This is a genomic window from Methylorubrum zatmanii (assembly GCF_014845115.1).
In the GTDB taxonomy this organism is placed as follows: Bacteria; Pseudomonadota; Alphaproteobacteria; order Rhizobiales; family Beijerinckiaceae; genus Methylobacterium; species Methylobacterium zatmanii.
In genome coordinates this window covers 31,030-43,080 of sequence record NZ_NKUI01000076.1, presented here as the reverse complement: position 1 = coordinate 43,080, position 12,051 = coordinate 31,030, and the positions used below count along the sequence as shown (strand labels likewise).

The window sequence follows — 12,051 nt, the reverse complement described above, 5'->3', positions numbered from 1 at the left end:
CTCAGTCCCGCTCGCGGGCGGACAGCTTCATCTGCACGACATAGGGTTCGAGCACGGCGAAGGTCCGCGCCACCGCCCCCTCGAAGGGCAGGAGCGCCGCCTGTCCCTTCCGGGCCATCGCGGCCAGAGCGTGCGGATCGGCCACGAGGTCGGCGACGCTCGCGCACAACGCCTCTTCGTCCGCCACGAAACGGGCACCGCCCGCCGCGTCGAGGGCGGCGTAGGGCTCGCGGAAATTGAAGACGAAGTGCCCGTGCAGGATCGCGCTCTCCAGGCGCACCGGCTCGATCGGATTCTGCCCGCCGTGGGGCACCAGCGATCCGCCGAGGAAGACGAGCGGGCAGAGCCGGTAGAACAGGCCGAGCTCGCCTAGGGTGTCGGCCACGTAGAGATCGACCGAGGGCAGCGGGCGCCCGCCCTTCGACCGGCGGGCCACCCGCAGGCCGGCGGCGGCGGCGGCCTGCGCCACCTCCTCGCCGCGGCGGGGATGGCGAGGCACGATCACCGTCAGCAGGCGCGGGAAACGGTCCTTGAGGCGTGCATGGACGCGGGCGACGATGTCGTCCTCGCCGGGATGGGTGCTCGCCGCCACCCAGACCGGCCGGTCGCCGATCATGTCGCCGAGATAGGCGAGCTGCTGCGCATCGGCGGGCGGCACGGCCGAATCGTATTTGAGGTTGCCGACAACGCTGATCCGCGGCGCCCCGAGCCGGGCGAAGCGCTCCCCGTCCTCGCGGGTCTGCACGAGGCAGACCGCGATCCGCGACAGCAAGGCCCGGGCGGTATGCGGCGAGCGCGCCCAGGCCTTGAACGAGCGCTCCGACATCCGACCGTTGACGAGCACGAGCGGGATGCCCCGGCGGTGCAGCGAGACGACGGTGTTGGGCCAGATCTCGGATTCGGCGACGATGGCGAGATCCGGCTGCCAATGGGCGAGAAAGCGTTCGACCCAGCGCGGCGCGTCGAGGGGCATGTATTGATGCACCGCGCCCGCCGGCAGCCGCTTGCTCAGGAGGTCGGCGGCGCTGCGCGTCCCCGTGGTGACCAGCACCGAGCAGCCCCGGGCGATCATGCCTTCGATGAGCCCGACGAGGGAGAGTGCCTCGCCGATGCTGGCCCCGTGCATCCAGACGAGATGCCCCACCGGCCGCGCCCGCCCGGGCAGGCCGCGGCGCTCCGGCAGCCGGGCCGGATCCTCCTTGCCCCGGCGCGAGCGCCACGCCAGCAGCCCGGCCACGGCCGGCTCGCCGAGATAGAGCCCGCAGCGATAGGCCCGCAGGGTGATGGGGAGCGGCGGCACCCTCACGCCAGGCCACCCTGCGGGTCGGTCCGCGTCGCCGGGAAGGCACCGACCCGGTCCGGGCGGCCGACGAGGGTGTAAGCGCGGTCGTGGACGCGGTTCAGTTCCGCCTGCACCCGCTGGCGCAGGGCGTCGACCTCTTCCGGGGTGATGTCGCGCGGGACATGGGTCGGCTCGCCGAACACCATGGCGCCACGCCCGAAGGGCAGGCCGAGGCAGGCCCTGTCCCAGGAATTGAAGCGGATGTGCCGGCTCGTCACCACCGCCACCGGCACGATCGGGCAGCCGGAGAAGCGCGCCAGCATGATGATGCCCGCGTCGCAGATCCGGGAGACCTTGGGCACATCCGCCGAGAAGGCGACGGTCTCGCCGCCCTTCAGCGCCTTGACCATGGCGCGCAGCCCCTCGGCCCCGCCCTTGGCGCGGGCGTCGCGCACGGCGCGGCCGCGGGCGCCGGAGGCGCGCATCACCCGAACGCCGAGCCGGGTCAGGGCCAGGGTATTGATGTTGCCGTCGGGGGAACGGGAGATGATCGTGGCCACCCTGTCCTGCGGGCGGCGCATGAACGAGATCATGATGTGCTGGCCGTGCCACATCGCCGCGATGAACGGACCCGTCGCGTCGAGGCGCCCATAGGCGCCCTCCGGCTCCACGGTGAAGCGGTTGGTGCGCCGCACGAGCCGGAGATAGCCCGCGGCGGCAACGCCGAGGATCCGCTGGACGCCCGGCTTGCGGCCGATGGTCTTGATGAGGCCCATGGGGGTTCGGACAGCTCTGTCCCGCTTCGCTGATCGTGGGCTACGGCCACTCCCCAGCCGGGGGCGGGAGGCTTGCCGGATGGCCGTTGTCTAGCCTCGACCGCGCGGCCGAAGCAACGGATTGGATGCGATCCGTAAATGTATGTTTAGAAATGCGGCGTCCTGCGGGGCCGTCCCGCTGCGGCGGATCGCCCGACAGGCAGCCCGATATTGACGTCGGCGGGCGTTCCCGCGATGCGAGGCGGCGACATGTTCCGTCTCGCCCATCTCACCGATCCGCATATCGGGCCGCTGCCGCGCCCGCGCCTGCGCCAGCTGCTCAGCAAGCGGGCCACCGGCTACGTGAACTGGCGCCGCGGGCGCGGGCGCCATCACGACATGGATCTGCTCGGCGCCCTCGTCGCCGACCTGCACGGCCAGGGGGTCGATCACGTCGCCTGCACCGGCGACCTGTGCAATCTCGGGCTGCCGGACGAGTGGGAGACCGCCCGTGTCTTCCTCGAAGCCCTGGGCCCGGCGGACCGGGTCAGCTTCGTGCCGGGCAACCACGACGCCTATGTCCGCGGCTCGCTGGAGGGCCTGCTCGCCGCCTGCGGCGGCTGGACCGAGGACGATGCGGGGCAGGCCCGCAGCTTTCCCTATCTGCGGCGGCGCGGGCCGCTCGCCCTGGTCGGCCTCTCCTCGGCGATTCCGACTAAGCCCTTCGCCGCGAGCGGGCGCCTCGGTCCGGCACAGATCGAGGCGGCCGAGCGCCTGCTGCATGGTCTCGGCGCGGAAGCCGAGCGGCCCTGTCGTGTGGTGATGATCCATCATCCGCCCCATCCAGGCGGGGCGGCCGCGGGTCGGGAATTGAAGGATGCCGCCAATTTCTCCGCCATGATCGGCCGGGCCGGAGCGGACCTGATCCTGCACGGGCACAACCATGTCGGCAGCGTGGCCCGGATCGCGGGGCCGGACGGGCGGCCGGTGCCGGTGGTGGGCGCGCCCTCGGCCTCGGCGCGCACGCTGCTCAGCAACCGGCGCGCCTCCTACTACCTCTACACGATCGCGCAGGACGGGGAGGGCTTTCGCATCTCCGTGACAGAGCGCGGCCTGGACGAGGAAGGCGGCATCGCCGAACTGTCGGGGTTCGACATCGCAATGCCGCCGGCCGACCGGATCGGGCACGTGCATCGGCGACGCCTGCGCCGGGCCTGAATCTGCGTCAGGCGACGCCCATCTTGGCCAGACTGCTGGTGCGGGGCAGAGGGCGCAGCAGGCTCTTCACCTGCGAGAACGGACGGGGGCGGTTGATGACCTCGTCCAGGCGCGACCACAGGGTCTTGGGCGAGAACGGCTTGGCGATGATCTCGTTGACCCCGAGCGCGATCGCCCGGTCGACCACGTTGCGGCGCGGCTGGGCCAGCATCAGGATGATCGGTACCGTCGGCGAGGGCGAGGTCGCCGGGGTGCGGGCGAGCCGGATGAATTCCTCCCCCGACAGGATCGCCAGATCCCAATCGATGATGGTGAGATCCGGTTTGCTCTCGGCGAGCACACCCAGCGCCTCGGCGCCATCGGGCGCCTCCAGCACGCGCTTGATGCCGACGCGCATCAGCATGTCGCGCACGATGCGACGGATATAGAGGCTCTCGTCCACGACGAGGGCGGAGAGATCCGGGAAGGTCGGGGTTGCGATCATTGGCGGCGGCGCGCCCAGGGCAGGTCCGGAGCGTTTCGAGGCGATTCTAGCCCGGCGCCGGTTTTCGTTTTCCTAAAACCGCGCGTCACTCTCGCGGGTAACGGCGGGTACCGGGAAGAATCGCCCTCCGGGTGACCATCATACGTAAGCCGGAATTGCCGCCCGGCTTCGCCGAGGGCGGCCCAGGAGGCTCACCGACCCCGTTCGGCGCGAAAAAGGGGAGCCCGAGGCACGTTCCGGTTAGAAGATCCTTGCGGTATCGGCAGGATTGCGTCAGACCTAAGGCGTTGCTTCCGGTGGCCGCAGCCGGGGGGATGATAGTGCGGGGCGTGGGCTGTCTCGAGATAGCGCGCACGCGGTATTCGAGACTTGGCGAGCGGACGGTTTTTGCGAGCTTTCAATGGGACGTGGTCGTGATTTCAGGGGGCCGCAGAAGCGCGGCTTCGACGATGGGGGTGCTGAGCCGCGGTGGCCGGACGAACTCCCTCCGGGCGGTGGTGACCGCTTCGGTGGCGGCGGCAACCGCTTCGGCGGCGGCGGTGGCGGCGGCTTCGACCGCGGCCCGGCTCGTGCTCCCGTCGCCCCCTCGGGCCCGGAGCGTGATGCGACGGTCAAGTGGTTCAACAAGGAGAAGGGCTTCGGCTTCGTGGAGCTCGGCGACGGCTCCGGTGATGCCTTCCTCCACATCCGCGCGGTCGAGGCGGCCGGCCACGACGACCTCCTGCCCGGCACGCGTCTGACGGTTCAGACGGCGCAGGGCCAGAAGGGCCCGCAGGTCACGTCCGTGACCAGCGTCGACACCTCGACGGCCGAGGCGGCTCCGCCCCGGCGCGAAGCTGGCCCGCGCTTCGGCGGCGGCGATCGCTTCGGCGGTGGTGACCGCTTCGGCGGCGGCGATCGCTTCGGCGGTGGCGGCGACCGCTTCGGTGGTGGCGGTCGTGATCGCTTCGGCGGTGGGGGCCGTGTCGCCAGCGGCCCGTCGGTCGAGATGACCGGCACCGTGAAGTGGTACGATCCGGCCAAGGGCTTCGGCTTCGTGTCGGTGAACGACGGCGGCAAGGACGTGTTCGTCCACCGTTCGGCCCTGTCCCGCGCCGGCCTCGACTCGCTGGCCGAGGGCCAGCAGGTCACGCTGAACGTGGTCGATGGCCAGAAGGGCCGTGAGGCTCAGAGCATCAACGTCGATTACTGATCGGCGCATCACGCGATGACGAAGCGGCGGCCTCAGGGCCGCCGTTTTCGTTTGGCCCCTTGCCGCTGTCGGGCGGCAGGCCCAACAGCGGGTGTGAGCGAAGGTGAGGCGATGCGGCGGACGGCGAGCGTGCTCGGTCTGCTCCTCTTGAGCGCGGCCCCCGCCGCGGCGGAGGATTTCACCGGCTTCTATGCGGGCGTGAATGCCGGCTGGGCCTTCGAGCGGGGCGGAGATTCGTCCTCGGCCCTCGGGCCGGCGCAGGCGGGCGCGGGAAAGCCGGAAGACAGGCTTCCGCCGAGCGTGGCGCGGGCGCAGGAGCGCCACCGGCCGGAGGCGTCGCGCCCCGCCGGGAGACGCTGACGCCGCCGGCGCTTCAATCAGCGCGCCGGATAACGCCCGGCCACCAGCGCGTAGGCGAGGCGGGCGGTCTGGACCTCGCCGCCCTCCGGCCGGCCCGGCTTGGTCGAGGGATTCCAGCCGAACAGGTCGAAATGCACATGCGCCTTGGTGCGGGGCGCGAACCGGCGCAGGAACAGGGCGGCGGTGATGGCCCCGGCGAAGGGCCCGCCCGGCGCGTTGTTGAGGTCGGCGATCTTCGAATCGAGCAGGCTCGCATAGGGCGCGTGCAGCGGCAGGCGCCAGACCGGATCGTTCACGCGCTCGCCCGCCTCCGCCACGGCCTCGGCCAGCGCCCCATCCTCGGTGAAGAAGGCCGGCAGGTCGGGGCCGAGCGCCACCCGGGCGGCACCGGTCAGGGTCGCGAAATCGATGATGAGGTCCGGCTCCTCGGCATCGGCGAGCGCCAGGGCATCGGCCAGGATCAGGCGCCCCTCCGCATCGGTGTTGCCGATCTCGACGGTGAGGCCGGCACGGGAGCGGATCACGTCGCCGGGGCGGAAGGCCTCGCCGGCAATGGCGTTCTCGACGCTCGGCACGATCAGCCGCAGCCGCACCGGCAGGTCCGCGCCCATGATCATCTCGGCGGCGGCCAGGGCGGCGGCGGCGCCCCCCATATCCTTCTTCATCAGCAGCATGTTGGACGCCGGCTTGATGTCGAGCCCGCCGGTGTCGAACACGACGCCCTTGCCGACCAGCGTCACGAGCGGATTCTCCGCCTTGCCCCAGGTCAGGTCGATGAGCCGCGGCGCCCGCGGCGAGGCGGCGCCGACGGCATGGACGAGGGGAAAGTCCCGCTCCAATTCCTCGCCCAGGGTGACCGCGACTGTCGCGCCGAAGCGCGCGCCCAGATCCCGAATCGCCGCCTCGATCTCGGCGGGGCCGAGATCGTTCGCGGGCGTATTGACCAGGTCGCGCCCGGCCGCGACCGCCGCCGCGACGCGGGCAATGGCCGCCGCATCGGCCCCCTCGGGGGCGACGAGGCGCGGACGCGGCTCACCGGGCTTGCGGTAGCGCTCATAGCGGTAGCCACCGAGCAACCACGCCAGGGCCGCCTCGGCGCCATCGAAACCGTCGCTCGCCTCGAAGCGGTAATCGCCCGGAGGCAGGGCGGCGGGCAGCTTGCCGGCCAGGAAGCGGTCGCGGGACGGAGCCCCCGCATCGCCCAGGCCGAACAGCACGCAGGCGAGGCCGCCATCCTCGCCCGGCAGGAGCGCGATGCGCCCGGCCTTGGGCGTGAAACCGGTGGCGGCGGCGAATCTCCGCTGCGGCTCCGGCAGCGCCGCCTCGACCGCGTTCCAGTTCTCCGCCGTCACCGGGCGGATCGGCACCGCCTCCGGGGTCGCGGCGATGAGCAGGGATCCGTCGGAGGCTCTGGTAAGGGGCATGAGAGGTAAGCTTAACTGGCCATTAGGGTTAACGCTCTATCACTCCGCCATCGGCATGGCGCAAGCCGGCCGGAGGGCGGGAGACGATGGCGTGTCTCTCACGAAACTCCCGCCGCGCTGTCGCGATCAGAGAGAGGGCGACCGGTGACCGGGAGTTTTGCGTGCCACTCCGAGAGGACCGGCGGGTCCGGCCCGGCCCCGAGCCTGCCGGCAGCGGTCCGGGCGCGCCGCCTGCTCGCTGCGGCCGTGATCGGCCTCGGTCTGGCTGGATGCCACAGCCGTTCGCCGGAAACGACCGGCTCGATCGGCGGCCTCAACCTTCTCGGCGGACGGACGGAGCGGTCTCCCCGCGCCGAAATCGATGCCCTGGCCGCGCGCTACGCGTCGGATCCGAACGATACCCGCAATGCCATGCGCTACGCCGAGGCCCTGCGGGCGACCGACCAGAAAACCCAGGCAGCGGCCGTGCTGCAGCAGGTCGCCCTGCGCAATCCCAAGGATAAGGCGGTGCTCGCCGCCTACGGCAAGAGCCTCGCCGAGGCCGGGCGCTATCAGGAGGCCACCGAGGTCCTCCAGAACGCGCACAGCCCGGCCCAGCCCGATTGGCGCGTGCTCTCGGCCCAGGGGATGGTGGCCGACCAGACCGGCGATCATGCCCGGGCTCAGAGCCTCTACGACGCCGCCCTCAAGATCGTCCCGAACGAGCCGCGGGTGCTGTCGAATCTCGGCCTGTCCTACGCCCTGTCCCGCCATCTCGACGAGGCGGAGACGACCCTGCGCCTCGCCGCCGCGCAGCCGAGGGCGGATGCCCGTGTGCGCGGCAATCTCGCCCTGGTGCTGGGACTCAGGGGCCGCTACGACGAGGCCGAGCGGGTGCTTGCCCAGGATCTCGGCCCCGCCGAGGTCGCCGCGAACATGACCGCGCTCCGTGCCGTGGCCACGCGGCCCAGCGCGGCGAAGTCGGCTCAGGCGCCCGGGCGTCAGCTCGCTCGCACGGCAGTACCGTGATATCCCTGGGTGACGGGCGGGATCTCCGGATCTCGGCCTGCACCGGAGCCCGGAATATCGCTCACCGACCTTGACGAATCCGGGGCGCCTCCCCTATAGGCTCGCCACTTCCATAGGACTCCGCCGGTATCGATTGTCGCGAGGGTTCGACGCCCTCGGCGCGAGAGCCGTGTGGCATTGCCGAAACGCTTCAGCGCCGAGACCCGGCCTAACGTTGACAGGACTGTAACGATGTCGCGTCGCTGCGAACTCACGGGCAAGGCCGTTCAGGTCGGTCACCTCGTGAGCCACTCGAACCGGAAGACCAAGTGCCGGTTCCTGCCCAACCTCTGCAACGTCACGCTGCAGTCGGATGCCCTCAATCGCCGCGTCCGCCTGCGCGTTACCGCGCACGCCCTGCGCTCGGTCGAGCATCGCGGCGGTCTCGACGCCTTCCTCGTCAAGGCCCGTGAGATCGAGCTGTCGCAGACGGCCCGCCTCCTGAAGCGCGAGATCGAGAAGAAGATCGCCGAGGTCGCGGCCCCCGCCGCCGCGTAAGGTCCCGCGGGTGTCTTAGCGCCCGCGCTTCCTCGTCAGACATGAGAAGGCCACCGGACGCGGACGTCCGGTGGCCTTCGCCGTTCGAGGACATCTCACGGAACTCCCGGCCTTCAGAAGCTCCGGCAGCCGCGACGGCGTTGCGGAGATCTGTGACAGATATTGACAGGGCAGTTGCGGCCGATGACGGCGCTCACCCTCATCATCCCGATCTTCGGCCTCGTCCTGGTCGGATGGCTCGCCTCGCTCACGAAGATCATCTCCGAGCGGGTCGGCGACGGCCTGTCGGAATATGTCTTCTCTCTGGCGGTACCGGCGCTGATCGTCTCGACGCTGACCCGCCCCGGCCTGTCCGGTGAAATCGCCTGGGGCTACTGGGCGAGCTATTTCGGCGGCGCGGCCATCGCCTGGGCGGCCGGCTCGCTGATCGGGCGGCGAACCGCCGGGGTGGACCGGCGCGGGGCCGTGCTGCACGGCTTCGCCGCGAGCCAGTCGAACACCGTCTTCGTCGGCGTCCCGATGATTCTCCAGGCCTACGGCGAATCGGGCGCCTTCCCGCTGTTCATGCTGCTCGCCGTCCACCTGCCTCTGATGATGGGCGCGGCGACCTTCCTGATCGAATCGGAGGGCGGGCGGCCCCTAGGCCAGCGGCTGAAAACCCTCGGCCTCGTGCTGGCCCGGAACCCGATCTTCCTGGCGCTCGTCGTCGGCATGGCGATGAAGGCGGCCGGCCTGTCACCCTCCGGCATCCCGAAGGCGCTGATCGATGCGCTCGGCGGCACGGCCTCGACCTGCGCCCTGATCGCGCTCGGCGCGGGCCTGACCCGCTACAAGGTGCTGCACGATCTGCCCGGCGCCAGCATCGTCGCGGCGCTGAAGCTCGGGCTGCACCCGCTCGCCGTCTACCTCCTGGCCTTCCACGTCTTCACCATGCCGCCGGCCTATGCCGGCGTCGCCGTGCTGTTCGCGGCGATGCCGGTGGGCATCAACGCCTACCTGCTGGCCACGCGCTACAAGAGCGAGCAGGGGCTGGTGGCCGCCGCCGTGCTGGTCTCGACCCTGGCGGCGACCGCCACCACCCTAGGCTGGCTGCTGGTGCTCGGGCGGGGATAATCCGGGGCGGTCACCCGCCCCGATTCTCGCCCTTCACAGGATCCCGCGCCGTCGGACAGGTTGGCCGCGTTGACCCGCGCCGCCCCGCTCCATAGGTTGCCCGCTCTCGCGCCCCGGCTCGCAGGGCCAGCGTGGCGCCTGTCTTGTACCCCGAAAAGTCTGTCCGATGTCCGCGCCCCTTCGCCTCGATCCCGACATTCTGGAGGCCTCGGCCTCCGCCGCCGCCTGGCCCTTCGAAGAGGCACGCAAGCTCGTGGCGCGGCTGGAGAAGAAGCCGAAGAGCGAGGTCCTGTTCGAGACGGGCTACGGTCCCTCGGGCCTGCCGCATATCGGCACCTTCGGCGAGGTGGCCCGCACCTCGATGGTGCGCCACGCCTTCCGGGTGCTGACGAAGGACGCGGTGCCGACCCGGCTGATCGCCTTCTCGGACGACATGGACGGCCTGCGCAAGGTGCCGGACAACGTGCCGAACCGCGAGATGCTGCGGGAGGCCCTCAACCTACCGCTGACCAAGGTGCCGGACCCGTTCGGCACCCATGAGAGCTTCGGCCACCACAACAACGCCGAGCTGCGCCGCTTCCTCGACGCCTTCGGCTTCGACTACGAGTTCCGCTCGGCCACCGAGTGCTACAAGTCCGGCATCTTCGACGACACCCTGCGCCTCGTGCTGGAGCGCTACGAGGCGGTGATGGCGATCATGCTGCCGTCGCTGCGGGCCGAGCGCTCGGCGAGCTACTCGCCGTTCCTGCCGATCCATCCGGTCACCGGCCACGTGATGCAGGTGGCGATCGACGAGGTGCGCCCCTCCGCCGGCACCATCGTCTGGCGCGATCCGCACACCAACGAGGCCTACGAGACGTCGGTCACCGGCGGCCACGTCAAGCTGCAATGGAAGCCGGATTGGGCGATGCGCTGGGTGGCGCTCGGCGTCGATTACGAGATGGCCGGCAAGGATCTGATCGATTCGGTCAAGCTTTCCGGCCAGATCGCCCGCGCGCTCGGCGCCGAGCCGCCGGAAGGCTTCAACTACGAGCTCTTCCTCGACGAGAAGGGCCAGAAGATCTCGAAGTCGAAGGGCAACGGCCTGACCATCGACGAGTGGCTGACCTACGCCACCCCTGAGTCGCTCGCCCTGTTCATGTACAACAAGCCGCGCGAGGCCAAGCGCCTGTTCTTCGACGTGATTCCGCGCAACGTCGACGAATACGACAACTTCCTCGGGCGCTTCGCCGGGCAGGAGGCGAAGCACCGCCTCGGCAATCCGGTCTGGCACCTTCACGCGGGCGAGCCGCCGGCCGTCGAAACCATCGACGAGGCCGGCACGACGCTCTCCTTCGGCATGCTCCTCAACCTCGTGGCGGTGGCCAATGCCGAGGACGAGGCGGTGCTGTGGGGCTTCATCCGCCGCTACGCGCCGCAGGTCGGCCCGGAGACGCATCCGAAGCTCGCCGGCCTCGTGACCCGGGCGCTCGCCTATTACCGGGACTTCGTGCGCCCGCAGAAGCAGTACCGCGCCCCGACCGAGGAGGAGGCGGCAGCCCTGCGCGACCTCTCGGAGACGCTCGCCGAGCACGAGGGCTCGACCGATCCGGAAGCCCTGCAGGCCATCGTCTACGAGGTCGGCCGGCGCCATTTCCCGGACCTGTCCGGCAAGGCCAAGAGCCCGGACGGACGGCCTGGCGTGTCGAAGACGTGGTTCGCTTCGATCTACAATGTGCTGTTCGGTGAAGCGCAGGGCCCGCGCTTCGGCTCGTTCATCGCCCTCTACGGCGTGGGGGGCACCCGGGCCTTGATCGAGAAGGCGCTGAGCGGCGCGCTGGTGGCCGAGCACGAGGCCTTCCTCGCGAGTCGCAAGGCTGCGGCGGAGTAGGGATGTCTGAGATGAGCGGGGGAGCCCATCGGCTACGGCAGGCCCCCCGCCGCTTTGTCCGACGCCGGTTCGGCTCGGATTGAGCCGTCACTGGTCCCAGGGATTGAGGAGACCGACACCGGTCGGACGGAAATCGGCGACGTTGCGCGTCACGACCGTCATGCCGTGGACAAGCGCGGTGGCGGCAATCAGCGCGTCCCGCTCGCCACGCTTGTCGGGCACATGCAAGCGAGCACATCGCTGCGCGACGGCTCTATCGACAGGAAGCGTTCGACCGTCGAACTCGGGCAGAACCTGCCGCTCCAACCAATCACGCAGTCTTGCGCCCTGCTTGGCATCTCTCCGTTCGGCCAGAAGAACGCCAAGCTCAAGCTCCATGATCGTGATCGCCGACACGAAGAGAGCCGCCGCATCGACTCCCGCAGCGAAAGCGGCGACACCGGAATGGGCGTTGCCGAATCTGACCTTTCGCAACTCCGATACGACGTTGGTATCGAGCACGTACATCATGAGAGATCGGCGGGCTCGATCGCGATGTTCAAGCGCGGTGCTTCGAAGTCGATGTCTTCTGGATCAACATCCTCTCGGCGAGGCATCGCCAGAGCGTCGGCGATGTTTCGTCGCTGCTCCGTCAGCCGCCGATATTCCTCGATGCTCAGCAGCACATGGGACGGCTTGCCGCGATCGGTGATGAAGACTGGCCCGTCCCTTGTCGCCTCCTTGGCCTGCGTGACGTGCTGGTTCAGTTCTCGGCTTGAAAACGTCGTGATAGGCATGGCGCTGGTTCTCCGCGCACGATGTAGGAACG

General features: G+C 70.1%; 13 protein-coding genes. 7 read left to right on the top strand and 6 right to left on the bottom strand.

Translation table 11 applies throughout. The features are described from left to right. Position 1: 1 nt before the first annotated feature. The gene (locus MZTS_RS10615; RefSeq protein ID WP_192283800.1) at positions 2–1,306 is read right to left on the bottom strand and encodes a glycosyltransferase N-terminal domain-containing protein; all 1,305 of its coding nucleotides are present in this window, start codon (positions 1,304–1,306) and stop codon (positions 2–4) included. Beyond that, the gene (locus MZTS_RS10610) at positions 1,303–2,058 is read right to left on the bottom strand and encodes a lysophospholipid acyltransferase family protein (RefSeq protein ID WP_192283799.1); all 756 of its coding nucleotides are present in this window, start codon (positions 2,056–2,058) and stop codon (positions 1,303–1,305) included. The genes MZTS_RS10615 and MZTS_RS10610 overlap by 4 nt, the downstream gene beginning before the upstream one ends. A 249-nt stretch (positions 2,059–2,307) precedes the next feature. Between MZTS_RS10610 and MZTS_RS10605 the strand changes: the two genes are divergently transcribed. Beyond that, positions 2,308–3,255, top strand: coding sequence for a metallophosphoesterase family protein (locus MZTS_RS10605; RefSeq protein ID WP_192283798.1), 948 nt, complete (start codon positions 2,308–2,310; stop codon positions 3,253–3,255). Positions 3,256–3,262: 7 nt separating this feature from the next. Here MZTS_RS10605 and MZTS_RS10600 read toward each other — a convergent pair whose 3' ends face one another. Then, positions 3,263–3,739: a response regulator gene (locus tag MZTS_RS10600; RefSeq protein ID WP_009866515.1), complete on the bottom strand. Its 477-nt coding sequence runs from the start codon at positions 3,737–3,739 to the stop codon at positions 3,263–3,265. A 400-nt stretch (positions 3,740–4,139) separates the two neighbouring features. On the opposite strand from MZTS_RS10600, the gene MZTS_RS25470 reads away from it, so the two are divergent. Next, positions 4,140–4,931 carry a cold-shock protein gene (locus MZTS_RS25470; protein WP_009866514.1) on the top strand — a complete coding sequence of 264 codons (792 nt, stop codon included), beginning with the start codon at positions 4,140–4,142 and terminating at the stop codon, positions 4,929–4,931. 111 nt (positions 4,932–5,042) lie between these two features. Next, positions 5,043–5,291 (top strand): hypothetical protein, encoded by a 249-nt coding sequence (locus MZTS_RS10590; RefSeq protein WP_009866513.1) that lies wholly within the window; start codon positions 5,043–5,045, stop codon positions 5,289–5,291. A gap of 17 nt (positions 5,292–5,308) precedes the next feature. Here MZTS_RS10590 and MZTS_RS10585 read toward each other — a convergent pair whose 3' ends face one another. Then, on the bottom strand, positions 5,309–6,715 hold the full coding sequence (locus MZTS_RS10585; RefSeq protein WP_192283797.1) for a leucyl aminopeptidase family protein: 1,407 nt from the start codon (positions 6,713–6,715) through the stop codon (positions 5,309–5,311). Positions 6,716–6,859: 144 nt separating this feature from the next. On the opposite strand from MZTS_RS10585, the gene MZTS_RS10580 reads away from it, so the two are divergent. From MZTS_RS10580 to MZTS_RS10565, 4 genes are all read left to right on the top strand, one after another. After that, positions 6,860–7,723, top strand: a complete 864-nt coding sequence (locus tag MZTS_RS10580; RefSeq protein WP_192283796.1) for a tetratricopeptide repeat protein — start codon at positions 6,860–6,862, stop codon at positions 7,721–7,723. 231 nt (positions 7,724–7,954) lie between these two features. Then, entirely contained in the window at positions 7,955–8,260 is a 306-nt protein-coding gene (gene rpmB, locus MZTS_RS10575) for a 50S ribosomal protein L28 (RefSeq protein WP_192283795.1), read from the top strand. Between the two features lie 183 nt (positions 8,261–8,443). Beyond that, positions 8,444–9,373, top strand: a complete 930-nt coding sequence (locus MZTS_RS10570) for an AEC family transporter (RefSeq protein WP_192283794.1) — start codon at positions 8,444–8,446, stop codon at positions 9,371–9,373. A gap of 166 nt (positions 9,374–9,539) precedes the next feature. Beyond that, the gene (locus MZTS_RS10565) at positions 9,540–11,243 is read left to right on the top strand and encodes a lysine--tRNA ligase (RefSeq protein ID WP_192283793.1); all 1,704 of its coding nucleotides are present in this window, start codon (positions 9,540–9,542) and stop codon (positions 11,241–11,243) included. Between the two features lie 87 nt (positions 11,244–11,330). Here the strand turns inward: MZTS_RS10565 and MZTS_RS10560 are convergent, their stop codons facing one another. Both MZTS_RS10560 and MZTS_RS10555 read right to left on the bottom strand, forming a co-directional pair. Continuing rightward, positions 11,331–11,753, bottom strand: a complete 423-nt coding sequence (locus tag MZTS_RS10560) for a type II toxin-antitoxin system VapC family toxin (protein ID WP_192283792.1) — start codon at positions 11,751–11,753, stop codon at positions 11,331–11,333. Further along, the gene (locus MZTS_RS10555; RefSeq protein ID WP_192283791.1) at positions 11,750–12,019 is read right to left on the bottom strand and encodes a type II toxin-antitoxin system Phd/YefM family antitoxin; all 270 of its coding nucleotides are present in this window, start codon (positions 12,017–12,019) and stop codon (positions 11,750–11,752) included. Before MZTS_RS10555 ends, MZTS_RS10560 begins: the two co-directional genes overlap by 4 nt. Between the last annotated feature and the right edge of the window lie 32 nt (positions 12,020–12,051).

Bases quoted from the DNA above. Each gene is read 5' to 3' on its own strand.
- MZTS_RS10610 (WP_192283799.1), bottom strand. From the start codon at position 2,058: ATGGGCCTCATCAAGACCATCGGCCGCAAGCCGGGCGTCCAGCGGATC.
- MZTS_RS10605 (WP_192283798.1), top strand. From the start codon at position 2,308: ATGTTCCGTCTCGCCCATCTCACCGATCCGCATATCGGGCCGCTGCCG.
- MZTS_RS10600 (WP_009866515.1), bottom strand. From the start codon at position 3,739: ATGATCGCAACCCCGACCTTCCCGGATCTCTCCGCCCTCGTCGTGGAC.
- MZTS_RS25470 (WP_009866514.1), top strand. From the start codon at position 4,140: ATGGGACGTGGTCGTGATTTCAGGGGGCCGCAGAAGCGCGGCTTCGAC.
- MZTS_RS10590 (WP_009866513.1), top strand. From the start codon at position 5,043: ATGCGGCGGACGGCGAGCGTGCTCGGTCTGCTCCTCTTGAGCGCGGCC.
- MZTS_RS10585 (WP_192283797.1), bottom strand. From the start codon at position 6,715: ATGCCCCTTACCAGAGCCTCCGACGGATCCCTGCTCATCGCCGCGACC.
- rpmB (WP_192283795.1), top strand. From the start codon at position 7,955: ATGTCGCGTCGCTGCGAACTCACGGGCAAGGCCGTTCAGGTCGGTCAC.
- MZTS_RS10570 (WP_192283794.1), top strand. From the start codon at position 8,444: ATGACGGCGCTCACCCTCATCATCCCGATCTTCGGCCTCGTCCTGGTC.
- MZTS_RS10565 (WP_192283793.1), top strand. From the start codon at position 9,540: ATGTCCGCGCCCCTTCGCCTCGATCCCGACATTCTGGAGGCCTCGGCC.
- MZTS_RS10560 (WP_192283792.1), bottom strand. From the start codon at position 11,753: ATGATGTACGTGCTCGATACCAACGTCGTATCGGAGTTGCGAAAGGTC.
- MZTS_RS10555 (WP_192283791.1), bottom strand. From the start codon at position 12,019: ATGCCTATCACGACGTTTTCAAGCCGAGAACTGAACCAGCACGTCACG.